Origin of the sequence: Pelistega europaea (assembly GCF_013133775.1) — a bacterium.
Taxonomy (GTDB): domain Bacteria; phylum Pseudomonadota; class Gammaproteobacteria; order Burkholderiales; family Burkholderiaceae_B; genus Taylorella; species Taylorella europaea.
In genome coordinates, this window is the sequence record NZ_JABGBO010000002.1 from 40481 (window position 1) to 58967 (window position 18487).

The 18487-nt window shown below is 41.6% G+C and carries 17 protein-coding genes; 11 read left to right on the top strand and 6 right to left on the bottom strand.

Translation table 11 applies throughout. From position 1 onward, the window contains the following. The first annotated feature begins 167 nt into the window (after positions 1 to 167). Both msrAB and HKX40_RS01795 read left to right on the top strand, forming a co-directional pair. Positions 168 to 1715, top strand: a complete 1548-nt coding sequence (gene msrAB, locus HKX40_RS01790) for a bifunctional peptide-methionine (S)-S-oxide reductase MsrA/peptide-methionine (R)-S-oxide reductase MsrB (protein WP_216605135.1) — start codon at positions 168 to 170, stop codon at positions 1713 to 1715. A 38-nt stretch (positions 1716 to 1753) separates the two neighbouring features. Continuing rightward, a complete protein-coding gene (locus tag HKX40_RS01795; protein ID WP_171587868.1) occupies positions 1754 to 2476 on the top strand; it encodes a CoA pyrophosphatase in 723 nt (240 codons plus the stop codon). Here HKX40_RS01795 and HKX40_RS01800 read toward each other — a convergent pair. From HKX40_RS01800 to HKX40_RS01810, 3 genes are all read right to left on the bottom strand, one after another. Continuing rightward, complete coding sequence (locus tag HKX40_RS01800) at positions 2447 to 4105, bottom strand: phosphoethanolamine transferase (RefSeq protein ID WP_171587869.1); 1659 nt, start codon at positions 4103 to 4105, stop codon at positions 2447 to 2449. The two genes, HKX40_RS01795 and HKX40_RS01800, sit on opposite strands and share 30 nt — an antisense overlap. A 140-nt stretch (positions 4106 to 4245) precedes the next feature. Continuing rightward, a complete protein-coding gene (gene rsgA / locus HKX40_RS01805; RefSeq protein ID WP_171587870.1) occupies positions 4246 to 5133 on the bottom strand; it encodes a ribosome small subunit-dependent GTPase A in 888 nt (295 codons plus the stop codon). 26 nt (positions 5134 to 5159) lie between these two features. Next, the gene (locus HKX40_RS01810) at positions 5160 to 6419 is read right to left on the bottom strand and encodes a M48 family metallopeptidase (protein ID WP_171588063.1); all 1260 of its coding nucleotides are present in this window, start codon (positions 6417 to 6419) and stop codon (positions 5160 to 5162) included. A 64-nt stretch (positions 6420 to 6483) separates the two neighbouring features. On the opposite strand from HKX40_RS01810, the gene orn reads away from it, so the two are divergent. The 6 genes from orn to HKX40_RS01840 all read left to right on the top strand — a co-directional run bounded on the left by orn (position 6484) and on the right by HKX40_RS01840 (position 12364). Continuing rightward, positions 6484 to 7044, top strand: coding sequence for an oligoribonuclease (orn, locus tag HKX40_RS01815; RefSeq protein WP_171587871.1), 561 nt, complete (start codon positions 6484 to 6486; stop codon positions 7042 to 7044). 66 nt (positions 7045 to 7110) lie between these two features. Further along, positions 7111 to 7539: a holo-ACP synthase gene (gene acpS, locus HKX40_RS01820; RefSeq protein WP_171587872.1), complete on the top strand. Its 429-nt coding sequence runs from the start codon at positions 7111 to 7113 to the stop codon at positions 7537 to 7539. Beyond that, entirely contained in the window at positions 7539 to 8579 is a 1041-nt protein-coding gene (nagZ, locus tag HKX40_RS01825) for a beta-N-acetylhexosaminidase (protein ID WP_171587873.1), read from the top strand. Before acpS ends, nagZ begins: the two co-directional genes overlap by 1 nt. After that, on the top strand, positions 8542 to 10365 hold the full coding sequence (gene uvrC, locus HKX40_RS01830) for an excinuclease ABC subunit UvrC (protein WP_171587874.1): 1824 nt from the start codon (positions 8542 to 8544) through the stop codon (positions 10363 to 10365). The genes nagZ and uvrC overlap by 38 nt, the downstream gene beginning before the upstream one ends. 29 nt (positions 10366 to 10394) lie before the next feature. Further along, a complete protein-coding gene (gene pgsA, locus HKX40_RS01835) occupies positions 10395 to 10967 on the top strand; it encodes a CDP-diacylglycerol--glycerol-3-phosphate 3-phosphatidyltransferase (protein ID WP_425500431.1) in 573 nt (190 codons plus the stop codon). A 179-nt stretch (positions 10968 to 11146) separates the two neighbouring features. Then, entirely contained in the window at positions 11147 to 12364 is a 1218-nt protein-coding gene (locus tag HKX40_RS01840) for an MFS transporter (RefSeq protein ID WP_171587876.1), read from the top strand. A 285-nt stretch (positions 12365 to 12649) separates the two neighbouring features. On the opposite strand, the gene mltB is transcribed toward HKX40_RS01840, so the two are convergent. Further along, on the bottom strand, positions 12650 to 13777 hold the full coding sequence (mltB, locus tag HKX40_RS01845; RefSeq protein ID WP_171587877.1) for a lytic murein transglycosylase B: 1128 nt from the start codon (positions 13775 to 13777) through the stop codon (positions 12650 to 12652). A gap of 184 nt (positions 13778 to 13961) precedes the next feature. Here mltB and HKX40_RS01850 point away from each other — a divergent pair, with 184 nt between their 5' ends. The 3 genes from HKX40_RS01850 (at position 13962) to HKX40_RS01860 (ending at position 16617) form a co-directional block, all read left to right on the top strand. Further along, positions 13962 to 14843: a histone deacetylase family protein gene (locus HKX40_RS01850; RefSeq protein ID WP_171588064.1), complete on the top strand. Its 882-nt coding sequence runs from the start codon at positions 13962 to 13964 to the stop codon at positions 14841 to 14843. Positions 14844 to 14936: 93 nt separating this feature from the next. Then, positions 14937 to 15686 (top strand): electron transfer flavoprotein subunit beta/FixA family protein, encoded by a 750-nt coding sequence (locus HKX40_RS01855; RefSeq protein WP_171587878.1) that lies wholly within the window; start codon positions 14937 to 14939, stop codon positions 15684 to 15686. A 1-nt stretch (position 15687) separates the two neighbouring features. Further along, positions 15688 to 16617: an electron transfer flavoprotein subunit alpha/FixB family protein gene (locus HKX40_RS01860; protein ID WP_171587879.1), complete on the top strand. Its 930-nt coding sequence runs from the start codon at positions 15688 to 15690 to the stop codon at positions 16615 to 16617. A 113-nt stretch (positions 16618 to 16730) separates the two neighbouring features. Here the strand turns inward: HKX40_RS01860 and HKX40_RS01865 are convergent, their stop codons facing one another. Both HKX40_RS01865 and HKX40_RS01870 read right to left on the bottom strand, forming a co-directional pair. Next, positions 16731 to 17501 (bottom strand): hypothetical protein, encoded by a 771-nt coding sequence (locus HKX40_RS01865; RefSeq protein ID WP_171587880.1) that lies wholly within the window; start codon positions 17499 to 17501, stop codon positions 16731 to 16733. Positions 17502 to 17503: 2 nt separating this feature from the next. Continuing rightward, a complete protein-coding gene (locus HKX40_RS01870; RefSeq protein ID WP_171587881.1) occupies positions 17504 to 18475 on the bottom strand; it encodes a homoserine kinase in 972 nt (323 codons plus the stop codon). Between the last annotated feature and the right edge of the window lie 12 nt (positions 18476 to 18487).

The following is an 18487-nucleotide window of genomic DNA, read 5'->3' on the forward strand; positions in this document are numbered from 1 at the left end:
GTATTATGCAAAAAACCTTGGTGTATCCTTTTTTGTCTTCAGAGGATTCTTTACTTCAGCATCCTTTAACTCAAAACAACTTACATCATCAACAATCAATGAGGGATGCCTCATCAAGAACAATACATGCGATGCTAACTCTAGTTGTTGGGGAATTATGGAGGTTTTTGCAAAGATGGCTAGCGGGAGGTATTTTCTTATTTTTGGGGCTGATGTTGGCTCTTAATGTGGCACATGCGTCTAGTACACAGCAAATGTCTAGCATACAGCCAATATTCCCAGGGGGTATTCTTAAGCAAATTTCTGACTTAAAAAATGCTGATGGTAGGTCGGTGCCTATTGATAAAAGCCGTAAAACCTATGTAAAATTTTGGGCGAGTTGGTGTCCTTTATGTCTGTCTGAGCTTGAAGAGCTCAACGAGCTTGCTGCTTCTAAGCCTGATTTTAATGTGATTACTATTATGTCTCCCGGTTACCTGGGGGAAAAACCTCTTGCAGCGACTCAAGAATGGCTAAAAAAACTTCCTCAGATTAAAAATCTTACCGTACTTCTCAATCCACAAGGTACAATAGCAAAAAGCCTAGGCGTTCGAGTTTATCCGACTTCTATGTTTCTTAATGAAACTGGTGAGATAGAGCGTATGCAGCGAGGCTCCATCACGATTCACGATGTAAAGAATATTATGAAAGATTCTACAGTTTCTCTTGAAAAAGCTACTTCTAGTCATCCATTAAAGGCTTACGATAACACTCAAAAACCTATAAAAAGCGAAATAGTTTACTTGGCAGGTGGTTGCTTCTGGGGTATGGAGGCGTATTTTCAACGTATTTCTGGCGTGCTTGATGTGGAGTCAGGTTATGCTAATGGGCAGACTGCCAATCCTAGTTATCAAGATGTTATAGCTGGTAGTGGTCATGCCGAAACAGTAAAAATCACCTATGATGCCAATCAACTAACACTCCCTGTTATTTTGCAATATTATTTCAGGGTGATAGATCCAACCAGTCTTAACAAGCAAGGCAATGATCGTGGTATTCAATACCGCACGGGGATTTACTATACTGATATTGCTCAGAAACCTATTATTGATAAGGCTATCCAAGAGGAAAGTAAGAATTGGGATAGGCCCATCGTTGTTGAGGTAAAACCGCTGGATAACTATTACCCAGCAGAGGAATACCACCAAGACTATTTGCAAAAGAACCCTAACGGTTATTGTCATATTGATGTGACTAAAGCCGATGAGGTGATTGTCGACCCAACCTCTTATCATAAACCCAGTGATGAAGAGATTCGCCAAAAGCTCAGCACACAAGCCTATGAAATTACTCAACATGCGGCAACAGAGCGAGCATTCACCAATCAGTATTGGAACTTTTTTGAACCAGGTATTTATGTGGATGTGGTGAGTGGAGAGCCGCTATTTTCCTCATCTGACAAATTCGATTCGCAATGTGGCTGGCCAAGTTTTGTGAAACCTATTGCCCCAGAAGTAGTGAAATATCGTCGCGATACAAGTTATAACATGAATCGTATCGAGGTGCGTTCACGAGTGGCAGATGCCCATCTTGGTCATGTGTTTGAAGATGGTCCGAGAGATAGGGGAGGACTGCGTTATTGTATCAATGGGGCAGCATTACGCTTTATTCCCAAAGATCAAATGCAGGCACAAGGGTATGGCTACTTATTGAATCGCATTCAGGTATTAAAGTAGGGTGCTTGGTGTAATCAACTCAGCATATCAGTGGAAAAATGGTCAATAACAACATCAAACATGGCAATCCTAGTTTTGATCCGCAGACTCAGCAGTCACAGAGGGCGAATAATGGGTTATTGGCTATTCCAGATGCACTCATCACGCCAGACTTTATTCGTGCAGCTTTTGTTCAAGACAGCACCTGTTTAGAAGATCCTATTATTGCCGCCTGGAATGAAGAAAAACGCCAGCTTCATCAGCAAACGCCTTATATTCCTGCTGCGACCTTGATGCCATTGGTAGAGACTAAGCAAGGCATGCAGATGATCCTTACTCGACGCGCTTCTCATCTCAAGAAGCACAGCGGGCAAATTAGTTTTCCGGGAGGTAGGGTAGATGAGACTGATTCTTCTATTGTGGATACGGCACTCAGAGAGACACTTGAAGAAATTGGTTTAACCTCCAAAGATATTGATATTATTGGAGTGCTGCCTGATTTCTTTACGGGAACAGGCTTTCTTATGTCTCCAGTGGTGGGCTTGGTTAAATCTGATTATCAGTTAACTATAAGCCGTGATGAGGTGGATGAGGTGTTTGCTGTACCGCTGAGCTTTCTTCTTAACCCAGATAACCATTTTTTGCACGAAGTTCCTGTTGGTACAGGTACGTTAAGACAGTATTTCTCTATGCCGTGGAAAAATTATTTTATCTGGGGAGCTACTGCAGCAGTCATCCGCAATTTTTACCGTTTACTTTCCCTCTCTACAGCCACTAAATAAGTCAAGTTTAGGATTGAGTTCCTTGGTTTGAATATGCCAGAAACTTAATAACGTATGGAATACATTGTCTTGTGATACTGCTTCGGACTGTGCTTTCTTCTGCATACAAGTTAAATTTATCTGATTATCTCGATAAAAACCAGCATTTGCCCAAAATATCATAGGAATATGGGTTTGTTCTTTGGGGGCTACCACATAAGGCGTACCATGCAAATAGATACCATTTTCTCCTAAAGACTCTCCATGATCAGATAGATAAAGCATGGCAACATTGTATTTATCCTCATAACCTTGCAGGAATTGGATAGTTTTATTGAGCATATCATCAATAGCCAAGATGGTATTATCATAAGCATTGACTAGTTGTTGATGGTCGCACTGTTCTATTTGTTTGGTATCACAGTCTGGGGTAAAAAGACCAGCTAGGTTATGACGGTAGCGTTGATAATAGGTCGGACCATGGCTACCTGCGGTATGTAATACAATCATTTTATTACCCGTTTGGGTATCAATATGTTTATTCAAGTCAGCCAATAGCAAATCATCATAAAAAAGACCATCATTAGAGTTTTCAGACGTTGCAGAAAGATATTGTGCGACTTCTTGATTCGGGATACGGTTACATACTCCTTTGCAACCACTATCATTGTCACGCCAATAAGTTTGAATGCCGACACGTTGGATAATATCAAGTACATTTTCTTGGAATTCAGCACGGCTTGCAGAATATTCTTCCCTTGTCATATGAGAAAACATACAGGGGACGGATACTGCTGTAGCAGTACCACAGGAAGAGGCTTGTGTGAAATTCACTAAATCAGCATATTTACGAAGATTGGGATTGGTTTCACGTTGATACCCATTAAGTGCGAAATTTTGTGCACGTGAAGTTTCTCCTACTACAAAAATCAATAAACTAGGTTTCATGGGAGCCCCGACCACCTTGGCATCTAAGCCAATAGGTTCAATCGGTTTATTTTTCGCTATAAGCTGTTTGCTATATCCAATCAATCCAACGATATAATTGCTTGGGGTTAACAGTTTTACGATTTCACGGTTATTACGGATAAAAGAGGCATAATTTTTATAAAAGGGAAGACCTGTTGCCAATAATAAGGCAAAGGCAAACACCATGAGCGCCAAACGAATAACAATGGTTTTCCACCATTTACTCGATGGCAATAACTTGGTTCGCCAGAGTAAAAACGTAGGTAGTATGCCAAAAATACATAGCCACAGGATATATTTTCCTGTAATTAATCCTGAAGCCTCTTGTGGCGTGGTTTGCAGCACATTAGCAACCATAGTTTTATCCATGTAAACGCCATAGGTAAGTGCATAATAATTGGTTGTGGCACTAGTCAGCAAAAAGAAGGTCAGAAAAACTTTGCTTGTAAATTTCCAGCATAAACAGCCAAAAATGATAATTAATGCACAGAAAATAAAAAAGAATAAAGAGGCAAAAAACAAGGCGTCATGAAATGAGCTGATAGACTGGAGTTCATAGGCTTTTCTCCAAAAGGCTGTGTTTTGGAAAATAGTAAAAAACAAAGCCGAAATAATGATAAAAACTTGGTTATTGATTTGAAAAGAGGGCAGTTTTGCGAAAAAATCTTTATAGCTATTCATAGGCAAAAAATCCGTGGTTTATGGATGATTTGCAAGAATAGGAGGGAAATCTTAACGCTGTCTTAAGACAAAGAAAAAACGCAATATTTTTTCAAATAAATTATGCTTGATTTTTAAAGAGGTCGTATTATGAAGTTACTTTAATATTTCTCTGGTGCCATACACTCATTTAAAATACGTTCGTACATTTCATGGCGTTTTGCAGAAATCTTACCTTCTTTTAAGGCTTGCAATACCCCACAACCTGGCTCATGTAGGTGAGTGCAATTATAGAATTTACAAAGATGCAGATAGTCATGAAACTCAGGAAAACCATCTACTACTTCCGCTGCTTTTAGATGCCTAAGCCCAAAGCTCTGGAAACCTGGAGAATCAATAATTGCCCCCTTAATTTTAGGTAAAGCATAAAGACTTGTTGTCGTGGTGGTATGCTTACCCGCATCTAAAGCGACAGAGTGTTCTTGGGTGTGAGCTTGTGCATCAGGGACAATGACATTTAGAATACTTGATTTTCCCATAGCACTTTGACCGAGTAGTAAACTGGTTTTATTTTCTAGAATAGGGAGTAGCTGGGCGCGTAATTGTTCAGGATTTAGCGTGCTTGTTTCAATAATCGGTACACCGAGGTTGGCATAATCTTTTAGTCTTTCCTTTGCGGCAGGGTAGTCTTCAACTAAATCGACCTTATTTAAAAGAATGAAAGGCTGAATATGGGCACTCCAAGCCCCGACCAAGGCTCGACTGAGTAAATCATCTGAAAATGTGGGTTGTACAGCAATCACAATAAGCAACTGATTTACATTGGCAGCAAATTGTTTTGAACGCATCTCATCAGAGCGGTATAGCAGATTCTCTCTAGGTAAGACCTCCTCAATGCGAGCTTCTTCTGCTCCTTGTAAGGCAAGTCGTACGTAGTCACCCACGCATACCCCTGTTTTTTTGCCTTTCATATAACTATGACGAATAGAGCCATCTTCTAGCTGCACGGTAAAATGTCGTCCATAAGCAGTAATTACACGTCCTTTCATAGATTTTTCCTGTGTTTTTTCTCAAATCAGTGCATGGCTGCTTTTAAATGGGCTATGCGGATACTCGCAGGAGGATGACTATCGTAGAAAGCTGAATGTACTGGATCTGGTGTAAGTGTGCTAGCGTTATCATCATACAATTTCACCAAAGCGCTGATTAGCTCATGTGCATCACTTTGTTTTGCGGCATAGCTATCGGCTTCAAACTCATCTTTACGTGAGAACCAACTGCTGATAGGGGTATATAAAAAGGTGAAAACAGGCAATACCAACATAAATAACACAATAGCAATACCATAGATGGGTTGGCTAATGCCTGGGAATACTCCTAAGCCAGCATAGAACCATACTTTATCGATTAAAAAGCCTAGCACAGCAAAGAAGACAAACATCATCACAAACATCATGATAAGACGCTTGATAATATGTTTGTGTTTGAAATGCCCAAGCTCATGTGCTAGTACCGCCTCAATCTCGGCAGGGGTAAGTTTACTGAGCAATGTATCAAAAAAAACAATGCGACGATTTTTACCAAACCCTGTAAAGAACGCATTACCATGGGCACTACGCTTGGAACCATCCATCACAAATAAGGCCTTGAGTGCAAAATTGGCGCGTTTGGCTAAGGACTGAATACGCTCTTGTAACTCAGGGTTGTCCAAAGGGGTGAATTTATTGAACAAAGGCATAATAATGGTGGGGCCGATAAACATCATTATGAGCATAAATACAGAGAAGCCTGCCCAAGCCCAAACCCACCAATAGGGAGTATAAAAAGCCTCTAAAAAAGCAAATAAACCATAAAACAAAGGTATGCTAATTACAAGCCCTAATAAGGTTTCTTTGATTAAATCCTTGATAAAAAGCCCTGGTGTCATGCGATTAAAACCAAAAGATTGCTCTAATACAAAAGTGCGATACCATGCTAAGGGTAAGCTTATAATTTGGGAAATTGCAGAAACAGTAATTAAAAGAAGTATTTGATACCAGATAGGAGAACTAATATGTTCTGCAATAAGGTTGTTAAGTGCTGTCAAACCGCCAAATAAGGTAAAACCAAGGAGTACAATGACATTAATAAAAATTTCGATAAGGTGTAGACGTTGACGTGCAATAGTGTAATCCGCCGCACGTTGATGACTGGTTAAACTAATTTTATGGGCAAAAGCCTCTGGAACTTGTCCCTTGTGTTGGCTAACATAACGGATTTGACGCACGCTAAGATAGCACTGTGTCAGGGTTTGTATCAAAAGTAAAACAATAAAAATAATCGAAAAAATAGTCATCATCACGGCATTAGTCCATCAGTCTATGCGAAAATAACGTTAATTTTATGAGGAAGTAAGCTTTATGGCAAATAATACACAACGTTTAGTCTGGATTGATATGGAAATGAGCGGACTAGACCCAGAAAAAGATCGTATTCTCGAAGTTGCACTGATTATTACCGAAGCAGATTTGACTATTGTAGCCGAAGCCCCTGTGCTTGTAATTCATCAAAGCGATGCGGTACTTAATGGCATGGACGCATGGAATAAAGGCACTCATGGTCGTTCAGGATTAATTGATAAGGTAAAAGCCTCTACGCTAACAGAGGCTGAGGCAGAAGAACAGTTATTGACTTTCTTAAAACAGTATATTCCTGAGAAGGTGGTGCCTTTATGTGGTAACTCGGTCAGCCAAGATCGTCGCTTCATGTTTAAATATATGCCTAAATTAGAAGCCTATTTGCACTACCGTACGGTAGATGTCAGCACCTTTAAAGAATTAGCCAAACGTTGGCGACCAGATGTGTACAAGGGTTTTGAAAAGAAATCACGCCATGAGGCGCTTGCTGATATTAAAGAATCTATTGATGAATTAGCCTACTATCGTGAGCACTTTATTAAGGCAGAGATGCCTCAGGCTTAACTGTACTGAATAACCGGTATTATCATAGGCACACTCGCAGGATAGTTGGCTCAAATAGGTATAATCATGCAAGAATTACTCACTTCTCCCTCTATTGCAGGTATAGGTACGGATTTGCTGTATTTACATCGTATTGAGTCTTCCTTTGCAAGGTTTGGTGAGCGTTTTGTTAAACGTATTCTGGGAGCTCAAGAGCAACAAAAATTCCAAGCTCGCTATGTCCGTGATAGTCAACGAGGTTTACGCTTTCTAGCTACTCGCTTTGCTGGTAAAGAGGCTTTCTCCAAGGCTATCGGCCTGGGGATACACCACCCAATGGCATGGTCTAGAGTACAGATACTGAATGAACCTAGTGGCAAGCCTGTGGTAGTTTTATCGGAGCCATTAAAAAGCTGGTATGAAGAGCGGTTTGGTGCTGCTCATGTTTCACTAACCGATGAATCGGATTTAGTGATGGCTTTTGTCATAATAGAAACACTTAAACGAGAGAAATAATGAAGCAACTAACTCCTGGTTCTGTACTTGTGGATGTACAGGGCAAAACCTTAACTGATGAGGAAGCAAAACGTATACAACACCCATTGGTAGGTGGCATTATTCTTTTTGCCCGTAATTATGAGTCACCTGAGCAGCTTTGTGCCTTGACTCAGCAGATACGTGCAGCACGTCCTGGTCCTTTGCTCATTGCAGTAGACCACGAAGGAGGGAGAGTACAGCGATTTCGTGATAATGGTTTTACCCATCTACCCTCCATGCAAGATTTGGGGAAATATTACGATACTGAACCCATGTTGGCTCTGCGTGCAGCGACAGAGATAGGCTATGTATTAGCGGCTGAATTACGTGCTTGTGATGTTGATTTATCTTTTGCTCCCGTATTAGATTTAGATTACCAGGTGAGTACCGTGATTGGGAGCCGCTCCTTTCACCGCAACCCCACCGTAGTAACACTATTAGCAAAATCGGTGATTCAGGGCATGGCTTTGGCTGGGATGGCAGCTTGTGGTAAGCATTTCCCAGGACATGGTTTTGTGGATGCTGATTCACATATCGCTATTCCTGTTGATGAGCGAGAGCTAGAAGATATTCTCAATGAAGACTCTATGCCTTATACCTGGCTAGGTGATATGGTACTGCCAGCAGTAATGCCTGCCCATGTGATTTACCCCAAAGTAGATAGTAAAAATGCTGGTTTTTCTAAGATTTGGCTACAAGATATTTTGCGTCAGCGTTTACATTATCAGGGCATGATTTTCTCAGATGACCTTACGATGGAGGGAGCCAGTGTTGCTGGTAATATCACTGATAGAGCAAAGGCGGCACTATCGGCTGGTGCTGATATGGTGCTGGTATGCAATCGTCCTGATTTAGCCGACCAGTTATTATCTCAGTTAGATATACCTATTAACCCAGACTCGACACAACGTTTGTTACGGCTTTTGCCTAAACAACCGTTTATGTCTTGGCCAGAGTTGCAACAATATACACGCTATCAAGATGCAAGATCCTATCAAGCTCAAATCTTTTTTAAATGAGTTGCCTCATCTTCCTGGTGTGTATCGACATATCGGAGAAAATGACGAGGTACTCTATGTTGGTAAGGCACGTGATTTAAAAAAACGTGTCTCTTCCTATTTTCAGAAAAATCTCGCCAGTCCTCGTATCGCTCATATGATTGCACGTTCAGTACGTACAGAGTATACGGTGACACGTTCAGAAGCAGAGGCGTTGATTCTAGAAAATAATCTGATTAAGAGCCTACACCCCAAATACAATATTCTTTTTAGAGATGATAAATCGTATCCCTATTTGATGTTAAGCCACCATGCATTCCCTCGTTTGGCGTATTACCGCGGCTCCACAAATAAACCAGGACGGTTTTTTGGACCATTTCCTAACTCTTATGCGGTACGAGATTCTATTCAGATTTTACAAAAGGTCTTTCGCCTACGCACCTGTGAAGACAGTGTTTTTAGTAATCGTTCTCGTCCCTGTCTATTGCATCAGATTAATCGCTGTACAGCTCCTTGTGTGGGATTGATTTCTGAAGAAGACTATCAGCAAGACACAAATAATGCTTTGCGTTTTTTAGAAGGGCAGGCTAGTGATGTAATCAGCAATATTGAGCAAAAAATGCAGCAAGCCTCTGCCGAGTGGAACTTTGAGCAAGCCGCATTTTATCGGGATCAAATGCACTCTTTGGCTACTGTGATGAGTGGTCAATCCATGGAACTTAATGCTCAGGTGGATGTGGATATTATTGCTGTGGTTTTTGAGCAAGGCAAATGCTGTGTGAATTTAGCAATGGTCCGAGGAGGGAGACACCTAGGTGATAAAGCCGTTTTTCCTACTCAAGTTAATGGCGACAGTGAAGCGGATGTATTAGCAGCCTTTCTTGCTTCTCATTATCTAGATAACCAGCTTCCCTCACAGCTTATCCTCTCACATCCACTCCCTGATAAAGAGTTGCTGGATTTATTGATGGAGCAACAGTCCCGTAAGGTTCGTTTGGTCTTGCGTCCTAATGAGACTCAGAAAGTTTGGTTAGAATTAGCACAAAAAAATGCCCATCTTGCCTTGGTGCGCGTACTGTCTGAAAACAGCGCTAAAGAAGCTCGTACACTGGCTTTAGCTGAGCTACTTGGCTTGCCATTAGACCCAGATAGTCTTAATAATTTATGGATTGAGTGTTTTGATATTAGTCATAGTTCTGGCGAGGCAACCCAGGCTTCTTGTGTGGTATATCAATATCACGACATGCAATCTTCTCGCTATCGACGTTTCAATATTGTGGGCATCACGCCAGGAGATGACTATGCTGCAATGCGCCAAGCATTACAACGGCGCTATGCCAAGGCGAGTGAAGAGCCTGATACCATGCCAGATATTGTTTTAATTGATGGGGGCAAGGGACAAATTGAAATGGCTCGCCAAGTATTTGAGGAGTATGGTCTAGATATTAGCAAAATCATTGGCGTAGCAAAAGGAGAGGGGAGGAAAGTTGGATTGGAAACTCTAGTCTTTACCGATGGTCGTCCCCCTCTAGCCTTGGGAGTGGGCTCTGCCGCCCTCATGTTGATTGCCAATATTCGCGATGAGGCACACCGGTTTGCTATTACAGGCATGCGTGCCAAACGTGCCAAACAGCGCAATGTGTCTCGTCTTGAAGAAATTGAGGGTGTGGGAGCTAAAAGACGCTCAAAGCTGCTTGCTCGTTTTGGTGGTTTTTCTGGAGTAGTGAATGCAAGTGTTGAGGATTTGTGTTCAGTTGATGGAATTTCGCAACAACTTGCAGAAAAAATTTATGAATCTTTGCATTAATTAATTAAGTTAGTGATAGCATAATGCCTATGAAGAATTTTATGAATATTCCCATCGCTTTAACTTGGATGCGTATCGCCATGATTCCATTGGTGGTCGCTTTGTATTATCTTCCTACAGAGTGGATGGGTATCCATTTGCGCGATACGATTGGTGCCGTTGCTTTTGTGTTTGCTGCACTGACTGATTGGTTTGATGGTTGGTTGGCACGACGCTGGAATCAAACGACTTCTTTTGGGGCATTCTTAGATCCGGTGGCGGACAAGCTGATGGTTTGTGCCGCTTTGCTAATTCTATTAGATTTAAACCGCATTGATTCCTTTATTGTGTTAATCATTATTGGGCGTGAAATTGCGATTACTGCACTGCGTGAGTGGATGGCAACCTTGGGATCACGGGGTAGTGTGGCTGTACACTGGCTAGGTAAGTTTAAGACTGCTGCACAAATGACAGCAATTCCTCTATTGATGTTTGCTCAGCCTATTTTAGGTATTGATGGTTTATGGTTGGGCAATATTTTGATTTATGTAGCGGCAGTGCTTACCATTTGGTCAATGTTCTATTATTTACACAAGGCTTGGCCAATTATTAAAAGTCACTAGGTGTGATTCTCTGTCATTAGCGATTAATCAATTGTGTAAATTTTTCATCTGTATTCAGTGTGATAACCTTAATCAAGGCGGCAGAAAATACAGAAGTGAGTTTGTGTTGATGTATTAGACTCAGTGTTTTTAAGGCTGTTTTTATAGCAGTCTTTTTTTATTGAAATTTAGGGTGGGAAATGAATACAACAAATACGGGGACAATTCCTTTACGTCAGCTACTCATTTGTGGCTCTATCATCGTAACGCTATCTATGGGGATTCGTCATGGCTTTGGCTTGTGGCAACTACCTATTATTGCTACTAATGGTTGGGATCGCTCTACATTTTCTTTTGCCATTGCATTACAGAATTTAAGCTGGGGATTCTTCGGTATTTTTCTAGGTATGTTGGCAGACCGACTAGGTGCCTACCGTGTGTTGATGCTAGGCTCACTTACTTATGCCTTGGGTTTACTAGGGATGGCCTATAGTACAACTCCGCTGGGTTTCTTTTTAAGTACAGGGTGTTTGATTGGTTTTGCTCAATCAGGAACTACTTACGCTGTAGTATATGGGGTATTGGGACGCAATATTTCCCCTGATAAGCGATCCTGGGCAATGGGATTAATTGCAGCAGCAGGTTCTTTTGGTCAATTCTTTATGGTGCCTGTAGAAAATGTGCTTATTGACTGGTTAGATTGGCAAAATGCCCTGGTTTTCTGTGCAATACTCAGCTTATCTATTATTATTCTTGCTCGTGGTTTGCGTGAGTCTGCCATAGGAGGAGGGCATCATGCTGGTCAACAAAGTATTAAAGAAGCTATTGTAGAAGCCTTTAGTTATCGTAGCTTTTTATTGTTGATTGTGGGGTACTTTACCTGCGGTTTCCAAGTAGTATTTATCGGTGTTCATTTACCTTCCTACATTAAGGATTTTGGCATGCAGCCCCATGTAGGTAGTATTGCACTTGCCTTGATTGGCTTATTTAATATTTTTGGTACCTATGGCATTGGTTTACTAGGTCAAAAATATCCTAAACGCTTTTTGTTATTGGGTATTTATATGCTACGTGCTATTGTGATTATTATCTTTATTAGTACACCACTTAGCCCTATGAGCGTTTATGTATTTGCTGCTACTATGGGTCTGCTGTGGTTATCAACAGTGCCGCCAACCAACGCTATCGTGGCACAGGTTTTTGGTTTGCGTCATTTCTCAATGTTAAGTGGGTGTGTGTTCTTTAGTCACCAAATAGGTTCTTTTCTTGGGGTATGGCTAGGTGGCGTGTTATATGATACTTACGGCAGCTACGATTTGGTGTGGTATATTTCTATTGGATTGAGTGTGCTTGCAGCACTTGTGCATATTTGGGTAAATGAAGGACCTCATCGCCGTCTTGCTCAAAGTATTGCTTAAAATATGATTAAAGGCTCATCTAGACAAGAATATATATAGAATCATTGCTAATTGGGTTGTTGAGCTAGAAAGTCTGTTGAAATAGATGAAAAAATTATTTATCTACTTGTGCTTATTGCTTATTTTAGCTGGGGTCTTCATGTGGTACCGCGATCCCAGCCTATTTATTAGTCTTGCAGATCAAGTCTGGGGTTGCTTTTAAGCACGCTGATTCTCTCTTCGCCATTAGCAGAACACGCTTTTTAACTTGTCCTTGTGACTAATGGCGTAAGTGGTGTTGAAAAATTATGGCTTAGTGACTTGATAACCAGAGGCAAGTTGTTGGTTTGCGAGTACTGTAGCCAAGTCAGCGACCGATGCAGCATAGAAATAGCTTCGGTTATACTTGGTAATCGCAAAAAAGTTTTGTGTTGCCACACGATATTCATGATTTCCATACACATCGTCGCGCAAGTCAATCACATCAAGTCGTAGACCTTGTTGCCAGTTTGCATTTTTCACTGAGGTGGTCGCCCCCTTGGAATGTAATTGTGCCCAAGAACTATGTGCTTCCAAATCACCATCCACCAGCTTAGCTGGATTGGCTGGCAACTTCACCGGGGCAAAAATTGGCATATTTCGTTGCCAACCATGTTTTGCAAGAAAGTTAGCTACAGAAAAAATTGCATCTTTGACACTATTATCTAATTCAATTCGACCATTATTATCTGCATCTACGGCATAATGCATGATACTAACAGGCATAAATTGCCCCATACCATAGGCACCAGCAAAAGAGCCCTCAGCATGGTATCCATCAAAATGTCCTGTATAGGTGAGAGCAATCAATGCAGCTAGTTGGTTACGAAAGATTTTCCCTTTATCAGGACGATTGGGATCGGGATAATAAAACCCAAGTGAATAAAGAGCATCACGGATATTGAATGTCCCCATTTGCTCACCATAAACTGTTTCTACCCCAATAATTGCGGCAATAACCGCAGCAGGAACACCATATTGACGTTCAGCCTCAGCTAAATCTCCTCGATTATTGTTCCAAAAGGCTGTCCCTTTGCGGATACGGATAGGTTCTACAAAACGGCTGCGATAAGTCGCCCAATGACGCTTTACTTTAGCAGTTGTTTTGGGGCTCATAAGGCGTAGTACTCGGTCATTAATCTTGGCACTATCTAACATCTTTTCAACAAAACTTGCAGGAATCTGATAGCGCTGAGATACCTCCGCAATAAACGTAGCTTTATCTGCACTTAAAGACGTATTCTCCGTTTGCCATCCTGCAGACACGGTAGTTGAGCTAACCGTGGTTGCTGATGTAGTGAAAGAAGGTGTTTGAGAAGAGGGGGAGTGGCTAGCACAGGCTGTTAAGGCAAGGCTACTTGCTAACCATAGCACACTGGTTTTGTATATTGACATAAGAGTTGGATGTAAAATGCTTAAGATAAAGTTGGTATCAGTTTAACAGGATTACCAATATCAGTGGAAACACTTAAGGACAAAAAAGATAAATTTGGTTAAACTTAACGTTAAGGTAAAGCTAAAACAGGAGATACTCGTGGATACGCTATTCATTACGCACCCTACGTGCCGCTTGCACATGATGCACCGTTGGCATCCAGAGTCTCCAAAGCGTATTGATACGATTAATGATAGGCTGTTGGCAAGTGGTTTAAGCTCTTACTTAACTCATATGGATGCTCCCAAGGCTTCTGTGGTGGATTTATCACGAGTACACCATGTGTCCTATATTGATTTTATCCGTGAAAACACCCCTGAAGAAGGCTATTTTAATATTGATACCGAGGAGACTTGCCTTAATCCGCATACCTATACAGCTGCTTTACATGCGGCAGGGTCTGGGATTTTGGCGGTAGATCAGTTGATGTCCAAGCAATCCAAAAATGCCTTTTGTTGTGTGCGTCCCCCAGGGCATCACGCTGAGCCTAATCGTAGCACAGGATTTTGTTTCTTCAACAATGCTGCTGTTGCTGCGGCCTATGCCATCGAAAAATATGGTTTGCGTCGCATTGCTATTATTGATTTTGATGTCCATCATGGTAATGGCACAGAGCGTATTTTTGAAAATCATCCTTATGTACGCATGTATAGTTTTTTCCAGCACCCTTTATTCCCTCATTCAGGGACTGAAAATGTTGCGCCCAATATGATTAATGCGCCATTGCCTGCTTACTCGGGTTTTGCAGAGGTTGAAAAGGTAGTCAATGAGCAGTGGTTACCCAATATGCGAGAGTATCAACCTGAAATGGTGATTATCTGTGCGGGTTTTGATGCTCATCGTGAAGATGAAATGGGGCAAATGACTCTTGTTGAAAAAGACTTTGTCTGGCTAACAGAACAATTAATGGCTGTAGCCGACGAGTATTGTGAAGGGCGTGTGATTAGTTTTTTAGAGGGAGGATATGACTTATCCTCACTAGGCAGAAGTGCAGTAGAACATATTAAAACCCTAGCGGGACTGTGACTTTTCCTCTTTAATGCAAGGCTTTTACCCTTTTTGTATGTGGGCAGTGTTATTATAGAGCATTGACTTTAATTTTATCCTAGGAGATAGTGGATGAAGGTATTGGTACCTGTAAAACGTGTGGTTGACTATAACGTCAAGGTACGTGTGAAATCTGACAATACAGATGTAGATATTGCCAATGTTAAGATGGCGATGAATCCTTTTGATGAGATTGCAGTCGAAGAGGCAACTCGTCTCAAAGAGAAGGGGGTAGCTACTGAGTTAGTTGCTGTATCATGCGGGGTAACTCAATGTCAGGAGCAAATCCGCTCTGCGATGGCTATTGGTGCTGATCGTGGCGTATTAGTTGAGACAGACGCTCAATTACAGCCTCTTGCGGTTGCTAAATTACTTAAAGCAGTTATTGACAAAGAGCAACCACAACTGGTCATTCTTGGTAAACAAGCTATTGATGATGATGCTAACCAGACAGGTCAGATGTTGGCAGCCTTACTAGGTTGGCCTCAAGCAACATTTGCTAGCAAAGTTGATGTTGAGGGTGATAGTGTCAAGGTGACTCGTGAGATTGATGGTGGCCTAGAAATATTAAGTCTTAAATTGCCTGCGATTATTACCACAGATTTACGTCTTAATGAGCCTCGTTATGCCACTTTACCTAAGATTATGCAGGCCAAGAAAAAACCTATTGATACCTTTAAGCCAGAAGACCTCGGTGTCGATGTGACACCACGCTTAAGCGTACTCAAAGTGAGCGAGCCACCTGCACGTAAAGCTGGTATTAAAGTACCTGATGTGGCAACACTTGTAGACAAACTTAAAAATGAAGCAAAGGTGATTTAAGATGACAGTATTAGTAATTGCAGAACATGATAATGGCACTCTTAAAGGTGCTACACTCAATACCGTTGCCGCAGCTGCAAAACTTAGTGATGATATTCATGTGCTGGTAGCTGGCAAAGATGTCGGTGCGGTTGCTAGTGCAGCGGCTAGTATTGCTGGTGTATCCAAAGTATTGGTGGCTGATGCTGATCCTTTAGCACATGATTTGGCAGAAAATCTTGCTGCACAAGTACTAGCAGTAGCAAATGGCTATTCACATATCTTATTTGCAGCTACTGCATCTGGCAAAAATACTGCCCCACGTGTGGCAGCCAAGCTAGATGTAGCACAGATTTCAGAGATTACAGCGGTCATTGACGCAGATACATTTGAGCGTCCAATCTACGCAGGTAATGCTATCGCAACGGTTAAGAGTGCTGATGCACAAAAAGTTATCACTGTACGTACGACAGCATTTGATGCGGTAGCTGTTTCAGGTGGTAGCGCGAGTGTTGAGTCTATTGCTGCTGTTGCCGATAGTGGATTAAGTGCTTTTGTGGGTCGTGAAGTTGTGAAGAGTGCTCGTCCAGAGCTAACAGCTGCTTCTGTTATCGTATCAGGTGGCCGTGGTCTAGGTAGTGCAGAGAACTTCAAGATTCTTGATGCATTGGCGGATAAATTAGGGGCTGCTGTAGGTGCTTCTCGTGCTGCGGTAGATGCTGGTTATGCTCCCAATGACCTGCAAGTGGGGCAAACAGGTAAGATTGTGGCTCCACAGCTTTACATCGCCGTGGGTATTTCAGGTGCCATCCAACATTTGGCAGGTATGAAAGACTCTAAAGTCATTGTAGCGATTAACAAAGACCCAGAAGCGCCTATCTTTAGTGTAGCTGATTATGGTCTAGTAGCAGATTTGTTCGAGGCTGTTCCTGAGCTAGAAAAAGCACTTTAATTAAAGAGTTCTTAGCTCTTTTTAGGAGAACTTCTTACTTTCAGTGTAGTTCTCCTGATATAAAAAGCCAGCGTCAAGCTGGCTTTTTTAGTAATTTACTAGTGTATATGTGTCTATATAGATTGGTTTTCTCCATAAAGGATTTCCATATAGGAACAGAATAAACTCATATAAAATGCTACCATCAAGATATTGATTCCGAATAGTAAGACTACCAAAACTAAATAGGGCATAATCCATGACAGCATGGAAGTTATTAGAACTCCTAACACAGCAATAACCCCAAAGAAAATAACCATAAGACTGATGGGTAGGGCATTCGACATGCTAATTTTAAAAGACTGCATAAATGCTTGTACTACTCTCATATCTTCCCAGCATATCAGTGGGTAAATCCAGAAAGTAAGGATATAGAAAACCAACATTACTACAATGCTTGTTGCCATAGTGGAGGGGGTAAAAGTCTGCTCTAGCATGGTTTGCATCTGTGCAGAACTCAAATCCATAAAGGCCTCCATAGAAATCGGCATACTAGGCAAGGTGAAATTCAATAAGACAAAGGTAATCAGTGTTAAGAGTAAGGAGGCCAGTATAAGGCGACTCCATATGCGAGAGCCGCGTAGTTTTTGAGCTAAATCATCTGATTTAAAATAACCTCGCAAACGTGTGCCAAAAGCAGCATTAAAAAGTAGCATTTGGATGAGAGGCATCCCCAATAAGCTACATAGCAAGCCTATGAGCGGTAGATAACTCAGCATCATTACCGCAGAAAAAGCACACATAAATAGCAATGTCATACGGACAAATTGCTTGGTGTAAAGCCGCCATCCTTGCTTTATCCAACGAAAGGCAGCACTAGGACCATAAGATGAAATAGTAGTCATAATTAGACGGGTAACTCGGGGATATAACCTTTAAAACGCTGTCTTAACACCCGTTCAAAATGTGTCGGGTCGTGGGGCTTCAATGTCTCTGCAGCACGAGGTAGATAGAAATCATATAAACGAGAAGTCCAAAAACGTAGTGCTGCAGCACGCAATGCTTGTGGCCAAACTGCTTGCTCAGCTTCAGTGAAAGGGCGAATCTTGTGATAAGTCTGTAACCATGCTTTGACATTAGGACGAATAAATTCACCAGTATCACGCTGAATACACCAGTCGTTCACGGCAACCGCCACATCAAAAATCCATTTATCCACGCCAGCAAAGTAAAAGTCAATAACCCCGCCCATAGATGGGTTTGCATAAGTTCCAGCAAATAACACATTGTCACGGAATAAATCGCAATGACACGCCCCTTGGGGAAGTGATTTCCATGCCTCGGAGTTTTGCAGACTTATCTGTTCTTCTAAAGCCTCTTGATAAAAGGTATTAAGCTCTTCACTCAAGAATGGTTTAATCTTAGGATAATTCGCTTGCCACCAAGATAAACCACGCAAATTAGGTTGATAAATAGGGTAGTCTTGGGTCGCTAGGTGTATCTGGGCCTGAATTTCTGCGGCGAGGATGCAATGTGCTTTGCTTGGCGTGGCTTCATACCCACCGTTAAGACGAGTTGCAATGACTGCTGGTTTGCCTAACAACTTACCAATTAATTCACCATCTTTGCGTGTTTGTGGCATGGGAACCTTAATGCCCTTGCTAGCAAGGTGGTGCATCATATTGATGTAAAAGGGTAGTTGTTCAAAAGTTAATACTTCAAAGATAGTGAGGACAAACTCCCCTTGAGTTGTTGTTAGAAAGAAATTGGTGTTTTCAATACCTGCCGTAATACCTTGCAGAGAAACCAATTCACCTAGATTGTATTCAAGTAAAAAAGCCTGCGCTTGTTCATTTGTAAGGGGAGTAAAAACAGCCATTGTCATTGATAA

Excerpts from the sequence above, each read along its gene's own strand:
- HKX40_RS01795 (WP_171587868.1), top strand. The coding sequence starts at position 1,754 with ATGGTCAATAACAACATCAAACATGGCAATCCTAGTTTTGATCCGCAG.
- HKX40_RS01800 (WP_171587869.1), bottom strand. The coding sequence starts at position 4,105 with ATGAATAGCTATAAAGATTTTTTCGCAAAACTGCCCTCTTTTCAAATC.
- rsgA (WP_171587870.1), bottom strand. The coding sequence starts at position 5,133 with ATGAAAGGACGTGTAATTACTGCTTATGGACGACATTTTACCGTGCAG.
- HKX40_RS01810 (WP_171588063.1), bottom strand. The coding sequence starts at position 6,419 with ATGACTATTTTTTCGATTATTTTTATTGTTTTACTTTTGATACAAACC.
- orn (WP_171587871.1), top strand. The coding sequence starts at position 6,484 with ATGGCAAATAATACACAACGTTTAGTCTGGATTGATATGGAAATGAGC.
- acpS (WP_171587872.1), top strand. The coding sequence starts at position 7,111 with ATGCAAGAATTACTCACTTCTCCCTCTATTGCAGGTATAGGTACGGAT.
- nagZ (WP_171587873.1), top strand. The coding sequence starts at position 7,539 with ATGAAGCAACTAACTCCTGGTTCTGTACTTGTGGATGTACAGGGCAAA.
- uvrC (WP_171587874.1), top strand. The coding sequence starts at position 8,542 with ATGCAAGATCCTATCAAGCTCAAATCTTTTTTAAATGAGTTGCCTCAT.
- pgsA (WP_425500431.1), top strand. The coding sequence starts at position 10,395 with ATGAAGAATTTTATGAATATTCCCATCGCTTTAACTTGGATGCGTATC.
- HKX40_RS01840 (WP_171587876.1), top strand. The coding sequence starts at position 11,147 with ATGAATACAACAAATACGGGGACAATTCCTTTACGTCAGCTACTCATT.
- mltB (WP_171587877.1), bottom strand. The coding sequence starts at position 13,777 with ATGTCAATATACAAAACCAGTGTGCTATGGTTAGCAAGTAGCCTTGCC.
- HKX40_RS01850 (WP_171588064.1), top strand. The coding sequence starts at position 13,962 with ATGCACCGTTGGCATCCAGAGTCTCCAAAGCGTATTGATACGATTAAT.
- HKX40_RS01855 (WP_171587878.1), top strand. The coding sequence starts at position 14,937 with ATGAAGGTATTGGTACCTGTAAAACGTGTGGTTGACTATAACGTCAAG.
- HKX40_RS01860 (WP_171587879.1), top strand. The coding sequence starts at position 15,688 with ATGACAGTATTAGTAATTGCAGAACATGATAATGGCACTCTTAAAGGT.
- HKX40_RS01865 (WP_171587880.1), bottom strand. The coding sequence starts at position 17,501 with ATGACTACTATTTCATCTTATGGTCCTAGTGCTGCCTTTCGTTGGATA.
- HKX40_RS01870 (WP_171587881.1), bottom strand. The coding sequence starts at position 18,475 with ATGGCTGTTTTTACTCCCCTTACAAATGAACAAGCGCAGGCTTTTTTA.